Annotated in this window: 17 protein-coding genes; 5 read left to right on the forward strand and 12 right to left on the reverse strand. The window is 62.9% G+C overall.

Annotated features, from left to right (window positions below; genetic code table 11):
- Positions 1-62: 62 nt before the first annotated feature.
- The 7 genes from DWU99_RS17130 to DWU99_RS17160 all read right to left on the reverse strand — a co-directional run bounded on the left by DWU99_RS17130 (position 63) and on the right by DWU99_RS17160 (position 9928).
- Positions 63-1412, reverse strand: coding sequence for a sensor histidine kinase (locus DWU99_RS17130; RefSeq protein WP_115479299.1), 1350 nt, complete (start codon positions 1410-1412; stop codon positions 63-65).
- Complete coding sequence (locus DWU99_RS17135) at positions 1399-2076, reverse strand: response regulator transcription factor (RefSeq protein WP_115479300.1); 678 nt, start codon at positions 2074-2076, stop codon at positions 1399-1401. The genes DWU99_RS17130 and DWU99_RS17135 overlap by 14 nt, the downstream gene beginning before the upstream one ends.
- Before the next feature lie 182 nt (positions 2077-2258).
- Positions 2259-3605 carry a DUF389 domain-containing protein gene (locus tag DWU99_RS17140; RefSeq protein ID WP_115479301.1) on the reverse strand — a complete coding sequence of 449 codons (1347 nt, stop codon included), beginning with the start codon at positions 3603-3605 and terminating at the stop codon, positions 2259-2261.
- 275 nt (positions 3606-3880) lie between these two features.
- Complete coding sequence (locus DWU99_RS17145) at positions 3881-4060, reverse strand: hypothetical protein (protein ID WP_115479302.1); 180 nt, start codon at positions 4058-4060, stop codon at positions 3881-3883.
- 79 nt (positions 4061-4139) lie between these two features.
- Positions 4140-5567 carry an efflux transporter outer membrane subunit gene (locus DWU99_RS17150; protein ID WP_199535844.1) on the reverse strand — a complete coding sequence of 476 codons (1428 nt, stop codon included), beginning with the start codon at positions 5565-5567 and terminating at the stop codon, positions 4140-4142.
- Positions 5554-6744, reverse strand: coding sequence for an efflux RND transporter periplasmic adaptor subunit (locus DWU99_RS17155; protein WP_115479304.1), 1191 nt, complete (start codon positions 6742-6744; stop codon positions 5554-5556). Before DWU99_RS17155 ends, DWU99_RS17150 begins: the two co-directional genes overlap by 14 nt.
- Positions 6734-9928: an efflux RND transporter permease subunit gene (locus DWU99_RS17160; protein WP_115479305.1), complete on the reverse strand. Its 3195-nt coding sequence runs from the start codon at positions 9926-9928 to the stop codon at positions 6734-6736. The genes DWU99_RS17155 and DWU99_RS17160 overlap by 11 nt, the downstream gene beginning before the upstream one ends.
- Positions 9929-10163: 235 nt before the next feature.
- Between DWU99_RS17160 and DWU99_RS17165 the strand changes: the two genes are divergently transcribed.
- Together DWU99_RS17165 and DWU99_RS17170 are read left to right on the forward strand one after the other, a co-directional pair.
- Complete coding sequence (locus DWU99_RS17165; protein WP_199535845.1) at positions 10164-11090, forward strand: LysR substrate-binding domain-containing protein; 927 nt, start codon at positions 10164-10166, stop codon at positions 11088-11090.
- A gap of 437 nt (positions 11091-11527) precedes the next feature.
- Complete coding sequence (locus DWU99_RS17170; protein ID WP_233511199.1) at positions 11528-11992, forward strand: acyloxyacyl hydrolase; 465 nt, start codon at positions 11528-11530, stop codon at positions 11990-11992.
- Between the two features lie 73 nt (positions 11993-12065).
- Here the strand turns inward: DWU99_RS17170 and DWU99_RS17175 are convergent, their stop codons facing one another.
- The 5 genes from DWU99_RS17175 to DWU99_RS17195 form a co-directional block, all read right to left on the reverse strand.
- A complete protein-coding gene (locus DWU99_RS17175) occupies positions 12066-13586 on the reverse strand; it encodes a DHA2 family efflux MFS transporter permease subunit (RefSeq protein WP_115479307.1) in 1521 nt (506 codons plus the stop codon).
- A 97-nt stretch (positions 13587-13683) separates the two neighbouring features.
- Positions 13684-14874 carry an HlyD/EmrA/EmrK family protein gene (locus DWU99_RS17180; protein WP_115479308.1) on the reverse strand — a complete coding sequence of 397 codons (1191 nt, stop codon included), beginning with the start codon at positions 14872-14874 and terminating at the stop codon, positions 13684-13686.
- A gap of 25 nt (positions 14875-14899) precedes the next feature.
- A complete protein-coding gene (locus tag DWU99_RS17185; protein WP_115479309.1) occupies positions 14900-16339 on the reverse strand; it encodes an efflux transporter outer membrane subunit in 1440 nt (479 codons plus the stop codon).
- A 26-nt stretch (positions 16340-16365) separates the two neighbouring features.
- A complete protein-coding gene (locus DWU99_RS17190; RefSeq protein ID WP_115479310.1) occupies positions 16366-16824 on the reverse strand; it encodes a MarR family winged helix-turn-helix transcriptional regulator in 459 nt (152 codons plus the stop codon).
- Between the two features lie 86 nt (positions 16825-16910).
- Complete coding sequence (locus tag DWU99_RS17195; protein WP_115479311.1) at positions 16911-17168, reverse strand: hypothetical protein; 258 nt, start codon at positions 17166-17168, stop codon at positions 16911-16913.
- 303 nt (positions 17169-17471) lie between these two features.
- Between DWU99_RS17195 and DWU99_RS17200 the strand changes: the two genes are divergently transcribed.
- From DWU99_RS17200 to DWU99_RS17215, 3 genes are all read left to right on the forward strand, one after another.
- Positions 17472-18281 (forward strand): AraC family transcriptional regulator, encoded by an 810-nt coding sequence (locus DWU99_RS17200; protein WP_115479312.1) that lies wholly within the window; start codon positions 17472-17474, stop codon positions 18279-18281.
- A 324-nt stretch (positions 18282-18605) separates the two neighbouring features.
- Positions 18606-23177, forward strand: coding sequence for a DEAD/DEAH box helicase (locus DWU99_RS17210; protein WP_115479433.1), 4572 nt, complete (start codon positions 18606-18608; stop codon positions 23175-23177).
- Positions 23164-23676, forward strand: a complete 513-nt coding sequence (locus DWU99_RS17215; protein WP_199535846.1) for a GNAT family N-acetyltransferase — start codon at positions 23164-23166, stop codon at positions 23674-23676. The genes DWU99_RS17210 and DWU99_RS17215 overlap by 14 nt, the downstream gene beginning before the upstream one ends.
- Positions 23677-23691 lie beyond the last annotated feature (15 nt).

A 23691-nucleotide genomic window follows, 5' to 3' on the forward strand; every position in this document is an offset into this window, starting at 1 on the left:
AGCAGCTATACGAATCGGTAAGCTTCACTCGGATGCGTGATTTCTGCGGAAATATGTCGCGTTTATGTGAACCGCATCTCGATGGCCAAACCTGGCTTGCGATCGAACAGGGCAACCGGAACGCGATGCAGTTCGGCGATGGCGGCCACCAATGCCAGGCCCAGCCCGCTTCCCGGCGAGGTTCGACTGCTGTCGAGGCGCACGAAACGATGAAAGACACGTTTGTGATCGGTGGCAGGAATACCGGGACCCGTATCTTCGACGCAGCCGATCACACCCTCGATGCTGGCCATGAGCGACAAGGTGATGCGTGTCCCCACCGGCGTATGGTGAATGGCATTTTCGATAAGGTTGGACAGCATCTGCGTGAGCAATGCCTTGTCGCCCTTGAAGGCAAGCCCGGGTTGCACGCGCGCGCTCACAAAGTGCCCTGCGTCTTCGGCGACCGGCGCATAGGTGTCGGCCATCGATGAAAAGAGTTCGGACAGATCCACCGGTGCAAAGCCCGCCCGGCGCTCGCGCGCCTGGATGCGCGAAATGCGCAGCAGTGCGCCGAATGTCGCCAGCACGCCGTCGACATCGGCGATGGAGCGTTCGATGGCCGCACGTTGCTGCATCGGCTCATGATCGAGTTCGGCGGCGGACTCCAGCCGCTGGCGCAGGCGCGTGAGCGGCGTGCGAAGATCGTGCGCGATGTCGTTGGAGACTTGGCGCATGTTTTCCATCAAGGTGTGCACGCGCTCCAATATGCGGTTGAGGCGACCCGCAAGGCGCACGAATTCGGCGCTGCCTCGCTCAAGACGCAAGGGTCCAACCTCCTCGCCCGTCACGATGCGTTCGGCGCGTGCGCTGAGGCGATCGACGGACTTGACGAAAATGTGCCCTGCGATACCGCCCGATAGCAGGGCGAACAACATGGCCACGCCGACACTGAAGAAAAAGTAGCGGCCCAGGTTTTCGTCGAGTTCGCCGATGTCGCGATTGTCCCGCCCCACCGTCAACCACTTGCCGCCATCGAGGCGCGTCACAAAGAGATCGACTTGGTTGGCGTGGCCCTTGTGTATGCCGTAGGCGTTGTGGATGGGTACGCGCTGCCAGCCCGCCATCGTCGGATGAAACAACAAGTTGCCCGCGATGTGGTTGCCGCCGGCATCCGATAACAGGTAATAATCCGCCCCTTCCTGCTTCACGGACAGGCGTTGCCGGATTTGCGGCTCCAAGGTACCGGCGCGCGCCGCTTCGCGCAGACTGGCGGTTTCCACTTCGACAGCCGTGCGCAGCTGATCGGCCACATAGGTGTGAATCTCGCGCCAGACCAGCCCGAACAGTGCGGCGACGACCAGCGCGAACGCCAGCGCCTGCATGGCGGCAACGCGGAATGTGGCAGTGCGGATGAAACTATTCGGATGCACGTAGACAATATCCCGTGCCGCGTACCGTATGCAGCAACGCCACGCTGTAGCCACGATCGATCTTCGCGCGCAACCGGCTGATGTGCGTTTCGACGAGACTGGTTTGCGGATCGAAATTGAACTCCCACACATGCTCGAGCAGCATCGACCGCGTGACCACTTTGCCCGCCTGCATCATCAGGTATTCGAGCAGGCGGAATTCTCTCGGCTGCAATTCGATCGGGGTTTGCGCACGGGTCACTTCCCGGCTGATCAGATCCATGTGCAGGTCGCCCACGCACAGCCTGGTGCGCGCTTCGGCCATCGGGGGCCTGCGCGCGAGGGCACCGAGACGCGCTCTCAGCTCGTTGAGCGCGAATGGCTTTCCGAGGTAATCGTCGGCGCCGGCGTCCAGTCCTTCCACGCGCGAGTCGGATTCGCCCAGGGCCGAAAGCATCAGCACGGGCATGTGCTTTCCGCTGGCGCGCAGGTTTCTTACCAGCGAAATGCCATCGGTGTGCGGCAGCATGCGGTCGACGACCAGGAGATCGTATTCGCCGCTGGTTGCCATGCGCCAACCCGTGGAGCCGTCCGCGGCGCAATCGACACGTTGCTCGGGACCGGACAGGCTCGACCTGAGATAGGCCGCCGTTTCGATGTCGTCTTCAACCACCAGGATTTTCATGCTTCCCTCCTGCAACCGGGCTGTCAGCATCGGGGTAACCGCCAGTGTCGCGCTGCGACTGCGGCAATCTGATGACAACGGGAAGAAGGGTTCGCCGTACTGCGAAGTATCTGCCTGTCGATAAGCGTCACATGGACACGCGTGGCATTTCCGCGCATGTCCATGTGGTCAACCGGGTGGCTTCAATGGCTTGACGACGACGAGGCTGGCACCGACGGGTTCTCGCCGGCCGTGGCGAATGGCGCCTTGGTGATATCGACATCCCATCCCGGCTCAAGTGTCGACAAGTGCTCCTTCAGCGCACGCAAGTGGCTCGCGTCGGCGTCTGCCGACGATGGCAGCGAGATGACGATTCGGCGCTTGGTCAGGTCGACCGTCACGTCGGCGGGTTGTTGAAGCAGATCCTTCACGTGCATCGCGATCCACGGCTCGGCCTGCCGTTTCAGTTCGTTGACCTGCAATGTCAGGTCGTCGATCTGCGCGCGCAGGCTGTCGATGTCGGCCCTGTCGCGGCGGGAGGTGTCGTTGGCCTCTAGGGTCTGGCGGACCTGCACCACGGCGTCGCGCTTCAGTTTCTGCTTAAGCAGGTTCTGGATGCTGTCTTGCGCAGCGTTGAGGTAGGACGGAACCAGCAGTACGGCGTTGACGGCGTATTGATTGCCGCGCCGCTCCACCTTCAGCTGCTCGATGCTGCCGCCGTGATCGTTGAGGTATTCACTAATGACGGCCTGCGTTTGCTTGGCAGCCAATGACTGCTCGGCAATGTTGCGCAGTGCCAGGCCGAGCGGAATCGCCAGCACGATGAACGTGACGACGATGACGGCAGCCTGCCACGCCGTATGCTGCGGTGAATTCTCGACGCCGAATCCGTACCATTTGGCTATCAGCGTCATGGCGAGCGCAATCGCCAGCAGATTCGTCATGAAGAGAAAGAACGCACCGCCGGCGATGCCCATGTCGTTGGTCGCCAGGCCATATGCCACCACGGCGAGCGGCGGCATCAAGGCGGTGGCAATCGCCACGCCGACGATCGCTTCGCCTTTGCGCGTGACAACGGCGTAACCGCCCGCGAGACCCGAGAACAGCGCCACCAGCAAATCGAACAGCGTCGGTTGCGTGCGCGCCAGGATTTCGCTGGTCGCTTCGCGCAACGGCGAGAACCAGACGACGCACATGGCGATGAGCAGCGCCAGCGCAATACCTGCCAGCAGTGCGATCAGGGCTTGTCGCATCATGCTGAAATTCACGACGCAAAGCGAAAAACCCAGTTGGACAATCGGCCCCATCAAAGGCGAGATGAGCATCGCGCCGATCACGACGGCAGCGGACGATTGCAACAGGCCGAGTATCGCGATGCCGCACGACATGATGGCCATGAATGCATAGCGCGGCGTGAACATGCCGTTGTCCATGACATTGGCCATGACGGCGTCATGGTCGACGCTGCGTATCAGCCGCACGCGCCAACGCAGGAATTGTTTAGCGCGCAGCGCCTGCTGGCTCGACGGTGTGGAACGATCCGTATTCATAGAGGGTCCTGATGGTCGCCTGATCGAAACGATGGGTGTTCCCTGCGAGTCCGCAACCGCACCCCGTCCAACGATGAATCGACGTTACCCATCATCCATGTTGCCTGCCACGCGACGGCCACAAAGCCGCAGGCGGGTATCCCGGGCACGAGTATACTCGCGCACCGGGGCGTGGAAGCCGCGTGTTTTCCGCCCGAAAGGCCTGATGGCCGGCAGCGTGCTAAAGCAGCTTGAGGCCGCTTGCGGACCTCAAGACCTCATACCGACATCGCGCGTCAGCGGGGTACTCGCAATGTCGAGTCGCGCAGCGCCGAGTCGTGCAGCACTTCATCGAGCGCAGTGGTTTCGATCGTGTCCAGCGGACCATGCGCCGGCTTGTGCATGCCGGCAGGTATGCCGTGGTGGTCGGAAGCACCGGTGTTTCCTGGATCGGTCTCGCCCGTCTTCGTGCTCATGCTGGTTTCCTCGGCATTTCCTAAATTCTGCCATGACTGCCGATGAGGATCGAGCAGCAGGCCGTATATATGGCCTCCGTTACCTGCGTGCAAGCTGATCCACCGACCACCCGCCGCCCAGCGCGCGAATGAGCTGCACGCTGGCGCGCAGCCGCTGCGTGTCGAGGTCCAGCAGGCCTCGCTGTTCCTGCAGCGCGACCGTCTGCGCCTGCACGACATCGAGGTAGCTGACCGCGCCGTGCTTGTACTGCGTCATCGACAGATCCAGCGCGTGCTGCGCAGCGTCCGAGGCATCCTTCTGATCCGTGCTGGCCGAGCCCAGGTGGTCGACCAGGGCGAGATTGTCCTGCACCTGCTGGAACGCCGAAAGCACGACGCCGCGATACATCGCGCCGGCTTCATCCGTCTTGGCCTTGGCCGCCTCGATGGTGGCCTTGCGATAGCCACCATCGAACAGATCGTAGGCCAGTGCCGGACCGAGCGCCCAGATGCGATTCGGTGCGGTAAGCAGATTCGCCCAGCCCGTGCTCTGGAAGCCGCCTTGCGCATTGAGCGTCAACGACGGGAACCACGCGGCACGCGCGATGCCGATGCCCGCGTTGGCCGCGGCCACGCGACGCTCCGCCGCGGCGACATCGGGACGACGCTGCAACAGCGTGGAAGGCACATCGAGGGGCACCACCGGCACCGGAATCGCCGCCGTCTGCGCGGGCAGGCTGAAGCTCGATGCGTTTTCGCCCACCAGCACGGCGATCGCATCCTGCATCAGCTCGCGCTGCGCCATCGTCTGCGACCATTGCGAACGCGCATCGGACAACTGCGTCTGCGCGCGCGATACGTCGAGGCCGGAAACGATGCCGCCGCCATGAAGCGTCTGCGTGAGCTTCAGCGCCCTCTCGTATGCCTGGATGGTTTGCTGCAGCAATTCGATCTGCTGGTCGAGACCGCGCAGCTGCATGTAGCTGTCGGCCAGTTGCGCCTGCAGGCTCAACTGAGCGGACGCGAGATCCGCCTGCGCCGCCAGTGCGTTGTCGCGACCTGCTTCGACCGTGTTGCGCACGCGGCCCCACAGGTCGACTTCGTAGCTGGCTTGCACGCCTACGGTATAAGAGTTGTAAACCGAGGGCGCCGCGGGATTGCGCAGCGGCGGTGCCGTATTCGATTCGCGCTGGCGTTGTGCGACGGCACCCGCGCCGACCTGCGGGAATAATTCGGAGCGAGCTTCCGCGCTGTACGCCTGTGCCTGCTCGTAATGCGCCAGGGCAGCAGCAAGATCGGCATTGTTGGCGAGCAGCCGGGTCTGCAACTGATCGAGTTCGGTGTCGCCATACAACTGCCACCAGTTCTCGCGCGGCAACTGATCATTCGGCTGCGCACCCACCCACGGACCCACATCCTTGTACGCCGGCGCACCAGGCGTTGCCGGCGGCTTGTACGCAGGTGCCAGCGAGCAGGCGCCAAGCACCGCAGCGATGGCGACGGTCAGGGCAATTTCAAGCTTTTTCATGAGGCTTGGCCGTCGCATCTTCGCTGGCAATCTTCACGGCGTCGCCGTCCTTGATGCCGTCCGGCGGACTGTCGATCACGCGATCGCCCGCTTGCAGGCCCGCACCGATTTCGACCGACTTGCCGTAGTCGTACAGGATGCTCACTTTCTTGAACGCCACCTTGTTGCCATCGTTCACCGTCGCAACACGCAAACCCGCGTTGTCGAAGATCAGCGAGCTGGCAGGCACACGCAGCGCGGTGCCATCGACCGGCAGGCTGAAGCGCACGTGGGCGAAGGCACCGGGCATCAAGGCACTGTCGGTGTTGTCGACCAGCAGCTGCACCAGCGTGGTACCGGAGTTGGCGTTCACGGCATTGGAGGTGGCGATCACCTTGGCGTGGAATTCGCGACCCGGATATTCCGGCACCACCAGCACGGCGGTGCTGCCCGGACGGATCGAAGGACCGTAACTCTGAGGTACCTGCACGTAGACGCGCAGCTGATGGATGTCCGATACCACGAAGAGTTGCGGGCCCGTGCCGCCGCCGGCATTGATCAAGGCGCCGACGTCGGTATCACGCGCGGTGACCACGCCATCGAACGGCGCCACGATGCGTGCGAAGGCCTTTGCCGCGACCAGTCGATCGACGTTGGCCTGCGCCGCATTCATCAACGCGACTTTCGCGGTGTAATCGCTGGTGCGCTGATCGACGTCCTGCTGCGCCACCGAATCACTGCCGAGCATCGCCTGCCAGCGTTTGGCGGTGGTGCCGGCCAACTCCGAATTGGCTTTCGCGCTGGCAAGATCCGCACGCGCCTGCACCAGTTGCTGATCGAGTTCGGGCGTGTCGATCTCGCCCAGCAGTTCTCCGCTTTTCACGGGCGCGCCGATGTCGGTTTTCCAGTCTTTCAGGTAGCCGCTCACCTGCGCGTAGATCGGTGCGCGTATGAAGGCTTCCAGGCGACCGGGGAGATCGAGCACCGGCCCGGTTTTACCAGGTTCGGGCATGACCACGTTGACGGTGGGAACGGCCTGTTCGTCGGTCCAGGTTTTCAGGCTGCTTGCCTGCGTGGCGCGCGTGATCAGGCCGATCACCACGACGGCGACCAGCACCACCGCAACGACGAGTCCGGCCAGGCGCAATCCGCGTTTGGAAAGCTTCTCAGAAGAATGAAGGGTTGCTTCAGACGACATAGCTTGGTTCTCCAGAAGCATCTGCTTCTTTCGGGGCATGGCTGTGACGCGCATGGATGATGCTGAACACCACGGGCACGAAAAGCAGCGTGGCGGCAGTGGCAAAGATGAGGCCGCCGATCACGGCGCGACCGAGCGGTGCGTTCTGTTCGCCGCCCTCGCCCAGGCCCAATGCCATCGGCGCCATGCCGATGATCATCGCCAGTGCCGTCATGCAGACGGGACGGAAGCGGGTGAAGCCGGCTTCGAGTGCCGCGACGGCGGCGTTGCCGTGTTCGTCCAGGCGTTCGCGGCAGAAGCTGACGACGAGGATCGAGTTCGCGGTCGCCACGCCCATGCACATGATCGCGCCCGTCAACGCGGGTACCGACAACGGCGTGTGCGTGGCGAACAGTATCCACACGATGCCGGCCAGCGCGGCGGGCAGCGCGGTGATGATCACGAACGGATCGCTCCACGACTGGAAGTTCACCACGATCAGCAGATAGATCAGCACCACGGCACCGAGCAGGCCGAACAGCAGGCCGGAGAAGGCGCTGTTCATCGTCTGCACCTGGCCGAGCAGCACGACGTGCGAACCCTTGGGTTGCTGGGCGACGGTGGCGTCGATCAGCTTCTGCACGTCGGCTGCAACGCCGCCCAAGTCGCGATCCTGGGTCGCCGCGTAGATCTGCACCACCGACTGGATGTCGTACTGGTCGATCACATCGTTGGTGTTGTTGCGCTTGAGCGTCACCAGGCCGCCCAACACCTGCGCCTGTCCATTGCTGCCGTTGACGGGGAGGTTACGCAAGGAGGCAAGGCTGTCGAGGTTGTACTGCGGCGTCTGCATCACGATCGGATACGACACGCCGTTGGCCGGATTCAGCCAGAACGTCGGCGCCACCTGGCTGGAACCGGCAAGGTTCACCACCAGGCTGTTGGTGATATCGCGCTCGGTGATGCCCACCAACTGTGCCTGCGTGCGATCCACATTGACGTCGAACGCCGGATTGGCCTGCGATTCCTGGATGCGTGCATCGACCACGCCCGGCACGAGCTTGATCTTGCCGAGCAGCGTGTTGGCGTATGCAAAGTTCGCAGCGAGGTTCGGGCCGCGAATCTGCAGATCGATCGGCGCGGGTGAACCGAAGTTGAGAATCTGGCCGACGATATCCGCTGGCGGGAACGAGAACGTGACACCCGGATATTTGCGCGGCAGCAGCTCGCGCAGCTTGCGCACGTAATCGGCAGTAGGACGATGGCCTTCGTTCAAGGCAATCTGGATGTCGCCATCCTGTTCGCCGATCAGGCCGGTGTTGTTGTACGTGGTGTTGATGCCGCTGTTCGACAGGCCGATGTTGTCCACCACCGTGCCGAGTTCATCCGGCGGAATCACGGAGCGAACGGTCTGCTCGATGCTGTTGAAGACGTTCGCCGTATCTTCCACGCGCGTGCCGACTTGCGCACGCACGTGCATCAGGATCTGCCCGCCATCCACATCCGGGAAGAAGTTGCGGCCCAGGAACGGCACCAGCAGGAACGACACCAGCACGAAGGCGAGGAAGCCGACGACGAACGGCTTGCGATGACCCAGCGCCAGCTCGAGCAGGCCATGATAGGTCGCACGGATGCGCTCGAAACTCGCCTCGAATGCACGCTGGAAACGCACCAGCGGATTGCGCGACGGCGGCGGTGCGACGTGTTCATCGGAGTGCGGCGCGTGCGGCTTGAGCAGGAACTTCGCCATCGTCGGCACCAGCGTGCGCGAAAGGATGAACGAGCACACCATCGCGAACATCACCGCTTCGGCCATCGGCACGAACAGGTAGCGCGCCACGCCGTCGAGGAAGAACATCGGCACGAACACGATGCAGATACAAAGCAAGGAGACGAAGGCCGGCGTCACGATCTGGCGTGCACCGTCCATGATCGCCGTTTCCACATCCTTGCCGTGCTCCAGATGCCAGTTGATGTTCTCGATGGTCACCGTGGCGTCGTCGACGAGGATACCCACGGCGAGCGCGAGGCCGCCCAGCGTCATGATGTTCAGCGTTTCGCCGAACGCGGACAGCAAAGCAATGGCGCCCAGAATGGCCAGCGGAATCGACACGGCAATGATCACCGTCGAGCGCCAACTACCTAGGAACAAGAGGATCATCAAGCTGGTCAACGCCGCGGCGATCACGCCTTCGCGCGCCACGCCGGTGATGGCAGCACGCACGAACAACGACTGATCGCCGATGGGCGTCACCTTGAGGTTATCCGGCAACAGGCCTTTGCTGTCGATCACGCGCTGCTTGATACCCGCGACGATGGCGAGCGTCGATGCCGAACCGTTCTTCAGAATCGTCAGCAACACCGAACGATTGCCGTCCACGTGCACGACGTTTGTCTGCGGCGGCGCGCCGTCGCGCACATGCGCTACGTCGCGAATGTAGATGGTGGTGCCATTGACCGTCTTGACCGGCAGGTCGCCCAGGTCATTGATGTCGGACGGCGAATCGTTGAGGTTGAGCGTGTACTCGAATGTTCCGATCTTTTCAGTGCCAACCGGAATGATCAGGTTCTGTGCCGCCAGTGCATTGGCCACGTCCTGCGCGGAAAGGCCGCGCGCCTGCAGCTTGGCGGAGTCGACGTCGATCTGCACCTGGCGCGTCTTGCCGCCGTAAGGATACGGAATGGCCGCACCGGCCACGGAGACCAGCTGCGGACGCAAAATGTTCTGGCCCAGGTCGCCCAGGTTCTGCTCGCTCAAGCCCTTGCCCGACAGTGCCAGCTGCAGGATCGGCACCGTGGATGCGTTGTAGTTGAGGATCAGCGGCGGCGTGATGCCCGGCGGAAGCTGCTTGAGCAACGTCTGCGAGACGGCTGTTACCTGCGCATTCGCGGTGGCGATGTTGACGGTGGGCTGGAAGTAGATCTTGATGATGCCGAAACCGGCGATCGACTTGGCTTCGATGTGCTCCACGTCGTTGACGGTGGTGGTCAGCACGCGCTCGAACGGCGAGGAAATGCGCCCGGCCATCTGTTCCGGTGGGAGGCCGGTGTACTGCCAGACCACCGCGATCACCGGAATTTTAATATCCGGGAAAATGTCGGTAGGCGTGCGCAGCGCCGCCAGGGGTCCGACGATCAGGATCAGCAGGGCGAGAACGACGAATGTATAAGGCCGCTCCAGCGCAAGCCGTACAATCCTCAGCATTGGATGTACTCCAGGGAAGGGAGGGCGGAGCACCCAGGCCGCATGCCGCATTCATGGCAGTTGTGCGGCGTGCAAAACCCAGTTGCGATCGCCTTTGGCGACCGCATGCTCTGCTTACAGGCAAACTTGCGATGACAACAAACAGCCGGTGCTTGGGGAAAGGCGCCAGCTGTCCGGAAAGATTAGTTGTACGGCTTGTTAAGATCGATACAGATAGGCGAATGGCTTGATACGCATGACGAATGATTACCTGGAGCTTCGGCACTTGAAGTATTTCGTTGCCGTCGCCGACGAGCTGCATTTCGGGCGCGCCGCGGAGCGTCTGGGCATTTCGCAGCCGCCACTAAGCCAGCAGATTCATGCACTTGAGCAACGGTTGGGCGCCAGGCTTTTCGAGCGCAAGGGGCGCGGCATCGCGCTGACCCATGCCGGCACCGCCCTGCTGCCGCGCGCTCGCGGCATCCTGGTGCAGGCCGAACGCGCGGCCGAATCGGTTGCGCGCACGCAACGCGGCGAGCTGGGTGAACTGCATCTTGGCCTGATGTCTTCGGGGCCTTTCACGTTTGTCGTGCCGCGCGTGCTGGCAAGGTTTCGCGAACGCCTGCCCTATGTGCGCCTGCAGATCCACGAAATGGCGACCTCGCATCAGATCGAGGCGCTGGAGCAAGGTGTGATCGATGTCGGCGTGATCCGTCCGGAACCCTTGCCCGACAGCATCAAGGCCATCGAGTTGTTCAAGGATTCCACCACGGCGGTCATGCATGCGAGCAATCCGCTCGCGAAGACGCCCGGCCCCATCCATATCCGCGAACTGGCCGATGAGGATTTCATCTTTTATCAGCGCAGCCTCGGCGTGCGCTTCTATGACGAAGTGATCGCGTTGTGCAGGAAATCCGGCTTCAGTCCGCGGATCCTGTACGAGGTCCGCGAGCTCCCCACCATCATCGGACTGATCTCCGGCGGCTTCGGCGTTGCGGTGTTGCCGGCTTCCGTACAACGGATGATGGTGGAAGATGTCGTGTACCGCACGGTGGCGGACGTGGATGCGGTGACAGCCGTCTGGGCGATTTATCGCGCCGACGTCGACAATCCGATGGTGAGTGCATTTCTCGAGATCGCGCAGTGCCTTGCGTCCAAGCAGGCCGCGTCGATAGGCAAGTGATACGGCGCCTGTTGCGCATGGCTATTCCGAAGATGTCTTGCAGACATCCCTTGTCGCCACGCTGTTTGGAGTAAGCACGGCGCTTGCGGGCGTGTTGATGGTTGCAGGTCAACGAACGACACGATCACGAACATGTGCCTGAGAAGCCGTACACGCATCCTCCATAGCCCACACGGCGAGCGCGGACCTCGCGGAAAGCGCTTACACCGGCAGGCATTCGCTTACGCAAAGCTGTCGCTTTCCCTCACCGAATAGGGCGACGACGGCGTCTTGCAAAAAATGACCCAAATGGGGGTAGCCGCTGGCGTTAAACATTAGTAAACTTTTAAGTACATAAACGCCATGTCCCTATACCCGTAGGTAACCGAATGCGTATTCATCCTCTAACCCGCGGCCTGGCAGTCGCACTCATTTGCACTTTGCCGGCACTTCCCGCCATGGCGGCCCGTTTCGAAGTGCAAGGTGGCGTCAGCTACATGGGCAGCCCCTCCAATGGCTACAGCACGCCTGCTGCATTCGGCGAAGTCATCTTCGATCCGAACCAGATCGGCAGCAGCAATTTCACCTGGTCGCCAGATGTCACTGCCGGCTGGATCGATGGCCGCAACATTCCGCAATACAACGCCAACCGTTACACCACGCGCGACGACATCTGGCTGGTGGCCGGCGGTGCACGTTTTCACTACGGCCCGACCAACGCCTGGTATCAGCCGTTCTTCCTGAGCTTCCAGCCGGCCGTGCACACCGGAAAAACGCAGGCATTGAGCACCGTCTACGAATTCGTCACGACGGTCGGCTACCAGGGTAATCACTGGAGCCTCGGCATTCGCCATATCTCCAACGGCAGCATCAAAGAACCCAACCGCGGCGAAACGATGGTGGTCGCCGGTATCGCGTTCTGATCCAAATTACATCGTCCCAAAACGACAAAGGCCCCGATCGAGGCCTTTGTCGTTTTGGGTGCATGTCGACCGATCAGTGACCGCCCGCACCAGCGCCAGCCTTCGCGGTAAACGGCGGCTTGGCCATCCAGATCACCACGATCAGCGAGAGGAAGATCCAGCCGAGCAGATGGAAGATTTCGTTGAACGAAATCTGCAGGCCCTGCAGGGTGATCGCCTGATTCAACAAAGCCGCGACCGATTGCGAATCGCCGGCCTGGTTCATCGCCTGCTGCACATCCGGGTTGTAAGGCGTGATCTGTTCGGCCAGGTGCGAGTGATGCAGGATGCCGCGATGCTCCCACATGAAAGTGGTCAGCGACGCGGAGAAGCTTGCGCCCACCGTACGCAGGAAGGTCGCCACGCCGCCGCCCGCGGCAATTTCATGAGGTTGCAGGTCGGACAAGAGGATCGTGGTCACCGGCATGAAGAAGAACGCCACGCCAAGGCCCTGCAGCAACTGCACCAGCGCGACGTGCGTGAAGTCGATGCCGATGTAGAAGTTCGAACGCAGGAAGCAGGTGGCGCCCATGATCAGGAACGCGCCGCTGGTCAACGCACGCAGGTCGAAACGCGGCGCGTACTTGCCCACGATGAAGGTGAGCAGCACCGGCAGCACACCCAGTGGCGCGGAAGCGAAGCCTGCCCACGTCGCCGTGTAGCCCAGGTTCAACTGCAACCATTGTGGTATCAGCAGACCGATCGCGAAGAACGCCGCATAGGCCAGCACCAGCGCAATCGTGCCCATGCGGAAATTGCGGTGACGGAATAGCTTCAGGTCGACGATCGGATCCTTGTCGGTCAATTCCCAGATCAGGAAGATCACGATGGCGATGGCCGAGATGATCGCGGTGACGACAATGAACGTGGAGTTGAACCAGTCGTCGTCGTTGCCCTTGTCCAGCACCACCTGCAAGGCACCCACGCCGATCACCAGCGTGATGAGACCCACGTAGTCGATCTTCGGCCTTTGCGTGACCACGGCGCGCAAGCGCATCTGGTTGGCCACCACCATGCTGGCGAAGATGCCGATCGGCACGTTGATGAAGAAGATCCACGGCCACGAATAATTGTCGGTAATCAAACCGCCGAGAATCGGACCGGCGATCGGCGCCACCACCGTCACCATCGCGAGCAGCGCCAGCGCCATGCTTCGCTTGGCGGGTGGATAGATCGAGATCAGCAGCGCCTGCGTGATCGGATACATCGGACCCGCCACCGCGCCCTGGATGGTGCGGAACAGGATCAGCATGCTCATGCTCTGCGCGATGCCGCACAGGAACGAGGCGAGCGAGAACAACAGCGTCGCCCACACGAACAGCTTCACCTCGCCGAAACGGCGCGTGAGAAAGCCCGTGAGCGGCAACGCGATGGCGTTGCTCACGGCGAACGAGGTAATCACCCAGGTGCTCTGATCCTGACTCACGCCAAGGTTGCCCGCGATGGTCGGCAGCGACACGTTGGCAATGGTGGTGTCCAGCACCTGCATGAACGTGGCCAGCGACAAGCCGATCGTCGCTAGAACCAGGTTGGGTGGACGGAAATGGGTGTTCATGGGATGCGGATATGGGTGTGTGTGGGCAATGTCGGCCGTGGAAGGAATGAGTCGCTGCCGAACGGGTTCACAGGCGGCGCGACCCTTCCCTGCCCTTTTATTGCTGCCCCGCCGTATTGGCGTGGATGATCTTTTCGATCTGCACGTTCGCTTCAGCCAGTTCGTTCTGGTAGACGTCCGTACTGAAGCGCCCTTCGGTACGCGGCTGCTGCGCGAGTGTCGGACCGTTCTGGTCGTGCAGATTCACTTCGGTGTCGAGCGACATGCCGATGCGCAGCGGGTATTTGTCGAGCTGCGACGGATCGGTGAACACCACGCGCACCGGAATGCGCTGCACGATCTTGATCCAGTTGCCGGTGGCGTTCTGCGCCGGCAGCAGCGAGAACGCACTGCCCGTGCCCACGCCGAGGCTTTCCACCTGACCCTTGTACTTCACCGCGCCGCCGTAGACGTCGGAGGTGATTTCCACCGACTGGCCGATGCGCATCTGCGTGAGCTGCGTTTCCTTGAAGTTGGCATCCACCCACACTTCGTGCAGCGGCACTACTGCCATCAGCGCCGTACCCGGCTGCACGCGCTGGCCGACCTGCACGGTGCGCTTGGCCACATAGCCCGTCACCGGCGCCACCATCGTGGCGCGTATGTCGTCCAGATATGCAGCGCGATACGCGGCGGCAGCGGCCATCACGTCCGGATGCGAGGCGACCACGGTGTCGTCCACCAGCACCTTGTTGGTCTGCAACTGCTGCTGGGCGTTGGTGAGCCCGTTCTGCGCAGCGTTCAACGCATCCTGCGCGTGCGACAGTTCTTCGGCGGAGATCGCACCGCTCTTGGCCAGATCGCGACGACGGTTGTAGTCGGCCTGTGCCTTTGCCAGCGCCACTCTCTGCACGGCCAGCTGCGCCTGCGCACCTTGCACGGTGCTGTAAAGGCCGCGCACCTTGCGCACCGTGCTGCCGAGGTCGGCGGCGGCGCGCTGCAGTCCGACGTCGGCGTCGGCTTTGTCGAGCGTCACCAGCACGTCGCCCTGCTTCACCAGGTCGCCGTCATCGGCGCGAATGCTGGTAACGGTGCCGGCGATGCGCGGCGTGATCTGCACGATGTTGCCGTTGACGTACGCGTCATCGGTGCCTTCGTACCAACGGCCATCGAGGAAATACCACGCCGTCCAGCCGATGAGGGCAAGAACGACGATCACGCCCAACGCGCGCAGCAGGAAACCGCGCCGGTTGTTAACCGGAGGCGCCTGCACAGTAGCGTCGGCGATATTGGGATTCGGACTGGACATGGGGCTGCCTCAGGAACGATAAGAATTATTTGGAGGAAAGTTCAGCGTCGGCTTGCGGACGGTAGCCGCCGCCGAGCGCCTGGATCAGTTGCACGTTGAGATCGGATTGCTGCGCATGCAGCTGCGCCATGCGCTGTTCGGCGGCCAGCAATTCCTGGCGCACGCTCAACGCTTCGAGATAACTGCCGATGCCCGACTTGTAGCGTTGCTCTGCGAGCTTCCACGCATCGCTGGCGGCATCGACCGCGCGCTGCTGCGCGTCGATCTGCTGCTGTGCCGATGCGATGGCGTCATAGTCGTCCGACACTTCGTTGACCGCCGACACCAGTGTCTGGTTGTACTGCGCGACCGCGAGATCGTATTGCGCGTCCTTGCTGTCGAGGTTGGCGCGACGACGACCGCCATCGAAGATCGGCAGACTCACCGCCGGCGCCACTTCATAGAAGCGGTTCTGCAGCGAGAACAGATTGCCGCCACCCAGGCTGACCAGACCCGCCAGCGCGCCGATGTTCACGTTCGGCAGGAACTCGGTCTTGGCGGCCTTGATGTTCTTGGTCGTGGCTTCCACGCGCCAGCGCGCCGCGACCAGATCCGCGCGATGGCCGACGAGGTCGACCGGCAGATTGGACGGCACCGTCAGCGCGCCCGGCGGCAGCAACTGCGGACGGCCGATATCCAATCCACGATCGGGACCCTTGCCGAGCAACACCGACAAGGCCGAACGTGCCGCATCGATCGCGCGATCGGCCAGCGCCTTCTGCCCTTCCGCGCTGGCCACTTCGGAATCGCTCTGCTTGAGCTGGATCTGGCTATCGATGCCGGCCGCCACGCGCTTGCGCGTGAGGTCGCGCACGTCGCTTGCGCGCTTGAGTTCGGCGGTGGCGACATCCTGCAGCGCATAGGCATAACCGAGCTGCACATAGGCACGCGCGACATTGGTCGACACCTCGATGCGCGCCGCTTGCGCATCGACCTGGGCAGCGCGCGACTGACCTACCGCGGCTTCCCACGCAGCGCGTTGGCCGCCCCATAGGTCCAGATCCCATTTGAAGCTGCCATACACATATTTGGCCGCCGCCGCATGCCCCGTGCCGAGCACGGGAATGGAAGTGGGAATGCGCGCTTCGGCCACGCTCGCGCCGACGCCGACGGTAGGCTTGCGCGCCGCGTCGGCAGCACCGGCTTCGGCCTGCGCCTCACGCGCACGCGCGTCGGCCATGGCAAGCGTCGGGTTGTCGTGCAAAGCTTCGGCGATCAGGGTATTGAGCTGGGGATCGCCCAGGCCCGTCCACCAATCGTCCTTCGGCCACGCCGCATCGGACACCTGCACGTTCGCAAGGCTTCGCTCGGCCTTGAGCGAAGACGGATCGATCGACGTGCCGTTCGTATGAAGGCCGCCGCTCGTGGCGCAGCCAGCGAGCGCGAAGGTCAGTCCGACAGCAGCCGCAAGTATATGCAGACGCATGGCTTTCAAATCTCGAATAAGGTGAATCAGTTCTTGTCGCGGAGCGCGAGCAACACGCGCTCCAGGTAGTCGTGCAGACGCTTGCTCTCGATGTCGCTCAATGAACGCTGTGCTGCTTGCAGGACGCGCTCGTTGCAACCTGTCAGTTCCTTCCAGATCTCGCTACCGGCGTCAGTGAGCTCGATGCGCAAGGCGCGACGGTCTTGCTCATGCGGGCGACGACGCAAAAGCCCCCTGCTCTCCAGTTGATCGAGCTGACGCGTCATGGCGCCGCCGTCCAGTTCCACCGAGCGGGCCAGCTCGGTGGCGGACATCGGCCCCAATAGATACAGCCGCTTGAGGATCAGAAATTGGGTAAAGCGCAGATCGAGACCCTTGGCGGCAATCTCCGCCTCGATACCGCGCACCAGTTCGGCGCGGACGAGGCCAATCAGCACGCCAAGACTCTCTTGGGCGGTAGGGGTTATGAGCGGTCCCGTAGTCATGGGAGCGCATTCTATTGCCCTTATAATATTTGTCAAGGCAAATATGTTTTAGACATCTATTGTTTCAGCAAATTGTCAGAAATGGACTATCTGAGGGGTACGGACGTCAGCTCCGCCAGCTCGTCGCCCAACCAGGCCCGCAAGGCCGGGTCGCGCAATTCGAACAACTCGAACACGCCCAGGGCCCGCAGAGCTGGCAGCTGCGCCAGCAAACGGGGCTCCATCGCCCGGCGTACGGGTTCGGGCGTGGCAGGATCGAGCATTTGGTGAGCACAGGCGACAAAGGTTTCGAGAGGTGATTTGGACACGTGAGAACTGAATGAAATCAACTGGATAGGGGACATGAGGCGATCCTTTGAATCAGTTGCTGGTGGGCTCTGGATGAGCTTTTTCTTCTTTTTCGACGAACAGGGGCGCTTCGAATGGACGAATCAGCGGCTTCGAATGTGACATTCGACGGCCGCGTCCAGTTCTTAGGACACAGCGAACGCGTGCAAGCACAGCCCCTGGCTATGCGTTCCTGGAGAAGCCGCGAGCGGCGGCAGCGGCGAGGGAGCCCGGCGCATGGACCGGGGTATGGGAAAGCTTAGGCAAATCTCGTCACAAGCTGATAACGTTATTTGGTCAAAAAATGTCGAGAACCGGCCATGGCGAACTCCCAAGACACGTTCTACGAATTCATTGAACAGGCCGGCGGACCACCCATCATTACGTACTGGAATGAAGGGGAAGCGGCCAGCGAATACAGCCAGGAGACCCACAAATACGACTGGCACAGCCATGTGCGCGGTCAGTTCTGGTGCGTGGAAAGCGGCCTGGTCCATGTGCACACGGCGCGCGGTTCATGGCTGTTGCCGCCCCATCGCGCGGGCTGGATGCCGCCGGGCGAAATGCATACCGTCACCATCAGCGGCGTCATGAGCGGCTGGGGCGTCTTTCTCACACCGGACATCTGCGGCCAGCTGCCCGACCACCCTTGCGTGATCGGCGTGACCCCGTTGATGCGCGAACTGGTCCATCGCGCCAGCTCGTGGACGTGGAACGCGGAGCTGGATGCACGACAGCAGCGGTTGATGGATGTGCTGCTGGATGAAATGCACCACACCGCGCACGAGCCCCTGCACCTGCCGATGCCGATCGATCGACGGCTGTTGCGTATTGCTCAAGCCGTGATCGAGCAGCCGCAGGACAACCGCAGCCTGGAGGAATGGGCTGCCTGGGGCGGACTTTCGCCGCGCAGCTTGAGTCGATTGTTCCGCGCCGAAACGGCTTTGAGTTTTGCGCAATGGCGACAGCAGGCGCGGCTCGCCCGCGGACTGGAACAACTGGCCGATGGCACTCCGGTCGCCTCGGTCGCCGATGCACTCGGTTATGCGAGTACCAGCGCGTTCATCGCCATGTTCCGGCGCTCTTTCGGCCATTCGCCCGCACGGTATTTCGGCCAGCGGGCCGTCTAGGGCAAACCATTTTCCCGGGAGCCCCTCTTCGGTCGGTGGCCGCATGGGCACGCCAGGGCTCAGCGCATACCAGGCCGCCAGAGGGGCGGTTGGCGGCCTCACTGAAGTGCTGGCCAGGGAAGCCGCGCCCATTCGGCGTCAAAGTCACCTCGGTGGAACCGGGCGGAATGCACGGGCGTCTCATCTCCTGAGACGCCCGCGCCACAGCATCGTCGACAGCCGGCGGAGCGGGACGCGGGTCGCCAGGGCAGGCCTTTACCGCGCTGCTACCAGGCCCTATGTATGATCGACGAACCGCTCCCGCTCGACCGCGGGCCATCGACGATGCCATTGCGCGATTTCCATCCCGCCGTTTCCGCGTGGTTCGACGCCACGTTTCCCGCGCCCACCTCGGCGCAGGCACAGGCGTGGCCGCAGATCAGGGCAGGGCGCCACACACTGGTGGCCGCCCCGACCGGTTCGGGCAAAACGCTCACCGCCTTCCTCGCCGCCATCGATGCCTTGGCGCAGGAAGCCATCTCGCGCGGCGGCACGCTGCCGGACGAAACGCGGGTGGTGTACGTGTCGCCGCTGAAGGCGTTGTCGAACGACATCCACATCAATCTCGAAGCCCCGCTGGAAGGCATTCGCGCACAACTGCAGAAACTCGGCCTGCCCGATGCGCCCATCCGCACCGCCGTGCGCACCGGCGACACGCCGCAACCCGAGCGCAACCTGATGCGCAAGGTGCCGCCGCATATCCTCGTCACCACGCCCGAGTCGTTGTACGTGCTGATGGGTTCGTTGTCCGGGCGCGAGATGCTGAAAAGCGTGCGCAGCGTGATCGTCGACGAAATCCATGCCGTCGCGACCAGCAAACGTGGCGCGCATCTGGCGCTGACGCTGGAACGACTCGAAGCGCTGTGCCAACGGCCGCTGCAGCGCATCGGTTTGTCGGCGACGCAGAAACCCATCGAGGATGTCGCCAAGTTCCTGGTGGGGGAGGGCATCGGCTTGGCTCCCTCTCCCCTCCGGGGAGAGGGCTGGGGTGAGGGGACAACCTCGCAAGAGACCCCAAAAGAGCCACCGCCTTTTACGGCAGACCTTTTCGCAAGAGCGACCCCTCACCCCGACCCTCTCCCCAATGGGGAGAGGGAGAAAAGCTGCACCATCATCGACGTGGGCCACACGCGCAAGCGCGACCTCGCCATCGAAGTGCCGCCCGTGCCGTTGGAAGCCGTCATGTCCAACGACACCTGGGAGCTGCTTTACAACCGCCTCGCGCAACTGGTGGACGAACATCGCACCACGCTCGTCTTCGTCAACACGCGACGCATGGCCGAGCGCGTGGCGCGGCACATGTCGGAGCGAATAGGGCATGAAGCGGTCGCCGCGCACCACGGCAGTCTTGCCAAGGAACAGCGGCTGGATGCCGAGCAACGCCTCAAACGCGGCGAACTGAAAGTATTGATCGCCACGGCATCGCTGGAACTCGGCATCGACATCGGCGATGTGGACCTGGTATGCCAGCTGGCATCGCCGCGCTCCATCGCCGCCTTCCTGCAGCGCGCCGGCCGATCCGGCCACGCGGTGAACGGCACGCCGAAAGCGCGCCTGTTCCCGACCAGCCGCGACGACCTGATCGAATGCGCCGCACTGCTCGACTGCGTGCGCCGTGGCGAACTCGACACGCTGGTGCAACCGCCCCAACCGCTCGACGTGCTGGCGCAACAGATCGTTGCCGAGGTCGCCTGCGCGGAATGGAACGAAGATGCGCTGTTCGACCTCGTGCGTCGCGCCCATCCCTATCGCACCTTGCCGCGCGCGCAGTTCGACGCCATCGTGCGCATGCTGGCGGATGGTTTCACCACGCGACGCGGCGCACGCTCGGCCTATGTCCACCGCGACGCCGTGCATCATGAACTGCGTGCGCGGCGCGGCGCGCGGCTCACCGCCGTGACGTCGGGCGGCACGATTCCCGACATGGCTGACTATCTCGTGGTGCTGGAACCCCAGGCCACCATCGTCGGCACGGTCAACGAAGATTTCGCCATCGAAAGCATGGCGGGCGACATCTTCCAGCTCGGCAACACCAGCTATCGCATCCAGCGCGTGGAACGCGACCGCCTTCGCGTGGAAGATGCGCACGGCGCACCGCCCAGCATTCCATTCTGGCTGGGCGAAGCACCCGGGCGCAGCAATGAATTGTCGCTCGGCGTTTCGCGCTTGCGCGAAGAAATCGTCGAACGCATCGACGCCGGCGGCGTGCAGGCCGCATTCGATTGGTTGCGCGACGTGCTTGCGTTGAACGAATCCACCGCACAGCAGATCGCGGAATATCTCGCCAAGGCCAAGGCCGCGCTCGGCGTGCTGCCGACGCAATCCACGCTGGTGTTCGAGCGCTTCTTCGACGAATCGGGCGGCACGCAGCTGGTGATCCATACGCCCTGGGGCAGCCGCATCAATCGCGCATGGGGGTTGGCACTGCGCAAGCGCTTCTGCCGCCAGTTCAACTTCGAACTGCAGGCGGCTGCCACCGAAAACGCCATCGTGTTGTCGCTCTCCACCAGCCACAGTTTTCCGCTGGAAGAAGTGGCGCGCTATCTGCACAGCAGCAGCGCGGAACACGTGCTGATTCAAGCGCTGCTCGATGCGCCATTGTTCCCGGTGCGCTGGCGCTGGAACGCCGTGACCGCCCTCGCCCTGCCACGCTACGCCGGCGGCAAGAAAGTGCCTGCGCCATTGCAGCGCATGAAGAGCGAAGACCTGCTCGCCACGGTGTTTCCCGACCAGGTCGCCTGCCTGGAAAACATCACTGGCGAACGGCAGATTCCCGACCACCCGCTGGTCAACCAGACGCTGCACGACTGCCTGCGCGAAGCGATGGACGTGGACGGCCTGCTCGATGTCCTGAAAGGACTCGAATCCGGCGCCATCACGGTGGTGGCACGCGATCTCACCGCACCGAGTCCGCTTGCCAGCGAAGTGCTCAACGCCGCGCCCTACGCCTTCCTCGACGACGCGCCGCTGGAAGAACGCCGCACGCGCGCCGTGCAGACGCGCCAGTGGAACGGCATCGAAGACACCGACGATCTGGCCAAGCTCGATCCGGAGGCCATCGCTGCCGTGCGCGCCGAAGCATGGCCGGAGGTACGCAGCGCCGATGAGATGCACGAAGCGTTGAACGTATTGGGCTTCGTTACCCGCGAAGACGTTGAAACCAATGCAGGCTGGCTCGACTGGTTGCACAAGCTCGCGAAATCACACCGTGCCACGCAACTAACTCCCTCCCCTGCGTGCAGCAGGGGAGGGCTGGGGTGGGGTGAAGCCCCCAACGTTACGGCAAGCCCAGACAACCCCCTCCCAACCTCCCCCTGCAAGCAGGGGGAGGAGCAAGGTGTGCACGGTGTGTGGGTCTGCGCCGAGAAACTCCCTCTTTGGCAAGCCGCATACAGCACGGCATCGATGCAGCCACCCATTGCCGCACCCGCCGAATTTGCCGCGCAGCCATGGACACGCGAAGACGCGCTAATCGAACTCGTACGCAGCCGACTCACCGGCCTTGGCCCTGTCACCGTCAACGTACTGGCGACGTCCTTGAATGTTGAGACTTCCGATATCGAACTGGCGTTGATCCGCCTGCAATCGGAAGGCTACGTGATGCAAGGCCGCTTCACGCCGGATGCCACCGACACGGAATGGTGCGAACGTCACCTGCTCGCGCGCATCCATCGCTACACCATCGGTCGCCTGCGCCGCGAAATCGAGCCCGTCAGCCGCCGCGACCTGATGCGTTTCCTGCTCGAATGGCAGCACACCACACCCGGCACGCGACTTAGCGGACCCGACGCACTCGGTGCCGTGCTCGGCCAGCTCGAAGGTTTCGAAGCCGCAGCCGGTGCGTGGGAAAGCGAACTGCTTCATGCGCGCATCGAAGACTATTCCAGCCGCTGGCTCGACGAACTGTGCCGCGCCGGCCGCATCGGCTGGAATCGTTTGCGCAACGGAGGCGGCAGCGGCGGTCCCGTGCGCGCCACGCCCATAGTTTTACTACCGCGCCGCCAATTGGCGACGTGGACATCCATGGCCGATCGCAACCAGGAGCAAGCGCTACTGCAGTCGTCACGCGCACAAGCCGTGCTCGATGCGCTCGCCGCGCAAGGCGCGCTGTTCTTCGACGAACTGCTCGATGCCACGCGTCTGCTGCGCACGGAACTGGAAGACGCGCTGGGCGAACTCGTTTCCGCCGGTCGCGTCACTGCCGACAGCTTCGCCGGCTTGCGCGCATTGCTCGTTCCCGCCGCCAAGCGCGAATCGCCGAGACATCGTCGCGTACGTCGTCATGCCCTGAGCGAGATCGAAGACGCAGGGCGCTGGTCGCTGGTGCGAGTGCCCGCTGTGAATGCGCCCAGCGAAGGGCAGGCCGATGTGATCGAACACATCGCCCGCGTCCTGCTCCGCCGCTACGGCGTCGTGTTCTGGAAGCTGCTGGAACGCGAAGCACCCTGGCTACCCTCCTGGCGCGAACTGCTCCGGGTCTATCATCGACTGGAGGCGCGCGGAGAAATCCGCGGCGGCCGCTTCGTGGAGGGCCTGGTCGGCGAACAATTCGCACTGCCCGAAGCCATCGGCCAGTTGCGCAGCGTGCGGCAACGCCCGTTCGAACAACAATGCATCTGCCTCAGCGGCAGCGATCCCCTCAACCTGGTCGGCACCGTACTCGCCGGCGACCGCCTGCCCGCGCTGGCCGGCACTCGTGTGCTCTACGAAGACGGCATTCCTGTTGCCGCACTCGTTGCCAACAAGCCACAATGGTTGGCCGAAAGCGATCTGACGCAACAGCGCCGCTGGTATAACGCCTTGTTACGCCGCCCGGAGCCAGATGGAACCAGTGACGTAAGCTATGTTCACCGCTGACCATCACTCTCAAGCCATGACGCCGGCTGACGTCTTACTCAAGCAAGCCGCCTCGCCCGAGCTGATCGCACAAGCGCGCGAGCTTTTTCTCGAATATGCCGACGCCATCGGCACGAATCTCGAGTATCAGGGATTTTCGGCTGAACTCGACGCACTGCCGAATCCATACATACCGCCCCGTGGCGCTCTGCTTCTTGCTGATGTCGGTGCCGAACTGGCCGGTTGTGTCGCTCTGCGTCCGTTGAACAAGGACGTAGGTGAGATGAAGCGCCTGTATGTGCGCTCGAACTATCGAAAGCTGAGGCTTGGCCAGCGGCTGGTTGAAGCGATCATCGAGACTGCCCGTGCCGCCGGATATCGCGAACTGCGGCTGGATACCCTGCCCACCATGGTCGCCGCGCAAGCGCTTTACCGCAGGCTGGGTTTCATCGAAATCCCGCCGTACAACGACACGCATTTGCCAGGCACTCGGTTTTACTCACTGACGCTGGCGACGTGAGCGATCATCGACATC

The sequence above is a fragment of the Dyella psychrodurans genome, assembly GCF_003363265.1.
GTDB classification, from domain to species: domain Bacteria; phylum Pseudomonadota; class Gammaproteobacteria; order Xanthomonadales; family Rhodanobacteraceae; genus Dyella_B; species Dyella_B psychrodurans.

What these genes read in the sequence shown, in the direction of transcription:
- DWU99_RS17135 (WP_115479300.1), bottom strand. Translation starts at nt 2,076, where the DNA reads ATGAAAATCCTGGTGGTTGAAGACGACATCGAAACGGCGGCCTATCTC.
- DWU99_RS17140 (WP_115479301.1), bottom strand. Translation starts at nt 3,605, where the DNA reads ATGAATACGGATCGTTCCACACCGTCGAGCCAGCAGGCGCTGCGCGCT.
- DWU99_RS17145 (WP_115479302.1), bottom strand. Translation starts at nt 4,060, where the DNA reads ATGAGCACGAAGACGGGCGAGACCGATCCAGGAAACACCGGTGCTTCC.
- DWU99_RS17150 (WP_199535844.1), bottom strand. Translation starts at nt 5,567, where the DNA reads ATGAAAAAGCTTGAAATTGCCCTGACCGTCGCCATCGCTGCGGTGCTT.
- DWU99_RS17155 (WP_115479304.1), bottom strand. Translation starts at nt 6,744, where the DNA reads ATGTCGTCTGAAGCAACCCTTCATTCTTCTGAGAAGCTTTCCAAACGC.
- DWU99_RS17160 (WP_115479305.1), bottom strand. Translation starts at nt 9,928, where the DNA reads ATGCTGAGGATTGTACGGCTTGCGCTGGAGCGGCCTTATACATTCGTC.
- DWU99_RS17165 (WP_199535845.1), top strand. Translation starts at nt 10,164, where the DNA reads ATGACGAATGATTACCTGGAGCTTCGGCACTTGAAGTATTTCGTTGCC.
- DWU99_RS17170 (WP_233511199.1), top strand. Translation starts at nt 11,528, where the DNA reads ATGGCGGCCCGTTTCGAAGTGCAAGGTGGCGTCAGCTACATGGGCAGC.
- DWU99_RS17175 (WP_115479307.1), bottom strand. Translation starts at nt 13,586, where the DNA reads ATGAACACCCATTTCCGTCCACCCAACCTGGTTCTAGCGACGATCGGC.
- DWU99_RS17180 (WP_115479308.1), bottom strand. Translation starts at nt 14,874, where the DNA reads ATGTCCAGTCCGAATCCCAATATCGCCGACGCTACTGTGCAGGCGCCT.
- DWU99_RS17185 (WP_115479309.1), bottom strand. Translation starts at nt 16,339, where the DNA reads ATGCGTCTGCATATACTTGCGGCTGCTGTCGGACTGACCTTCGCGCTC.
- DWU99_RS17190 (WP_115479310.1), bottom strand. Translation starts at nt 16,824, where the DNA reads ATGACTACGGGACCGCTCATAACCCCTACCGCCCAAGAGAGTCTTGGC.
- DWU99_RS17195 (WP_115479311.1), bottom strand. Translation starts at nt 17,168, where the DNA reads ATGTCCCCTATCCAGTTGATTTCATTCAGTTCTCACGTGTCCAAATCA.
- DWU99_RS17200 (WP_115479312.1), top strand. Translation starts at nt 17,472, where the DNA reads ATGGCGAACTCCCAAGACACGTTCTACGAATTCATTGAACAGGCCGGC.
- DWU99_RS17210 (WP_115479433.1), top strand. Translation starts at nt 18,606, where the DNA reads ATGCCATTGCGCGATTTCCATCCCGCCGTTTCCGCGTGGTTCGACGCC.
- DWU99_RS17215 (WP_199535846.1), top strand. Translation starts at nt 23,164, where the DNA reads ATGTTCACCGCTGACCATCACTCTCAAGCCATGACGCCGGCTGACGTC.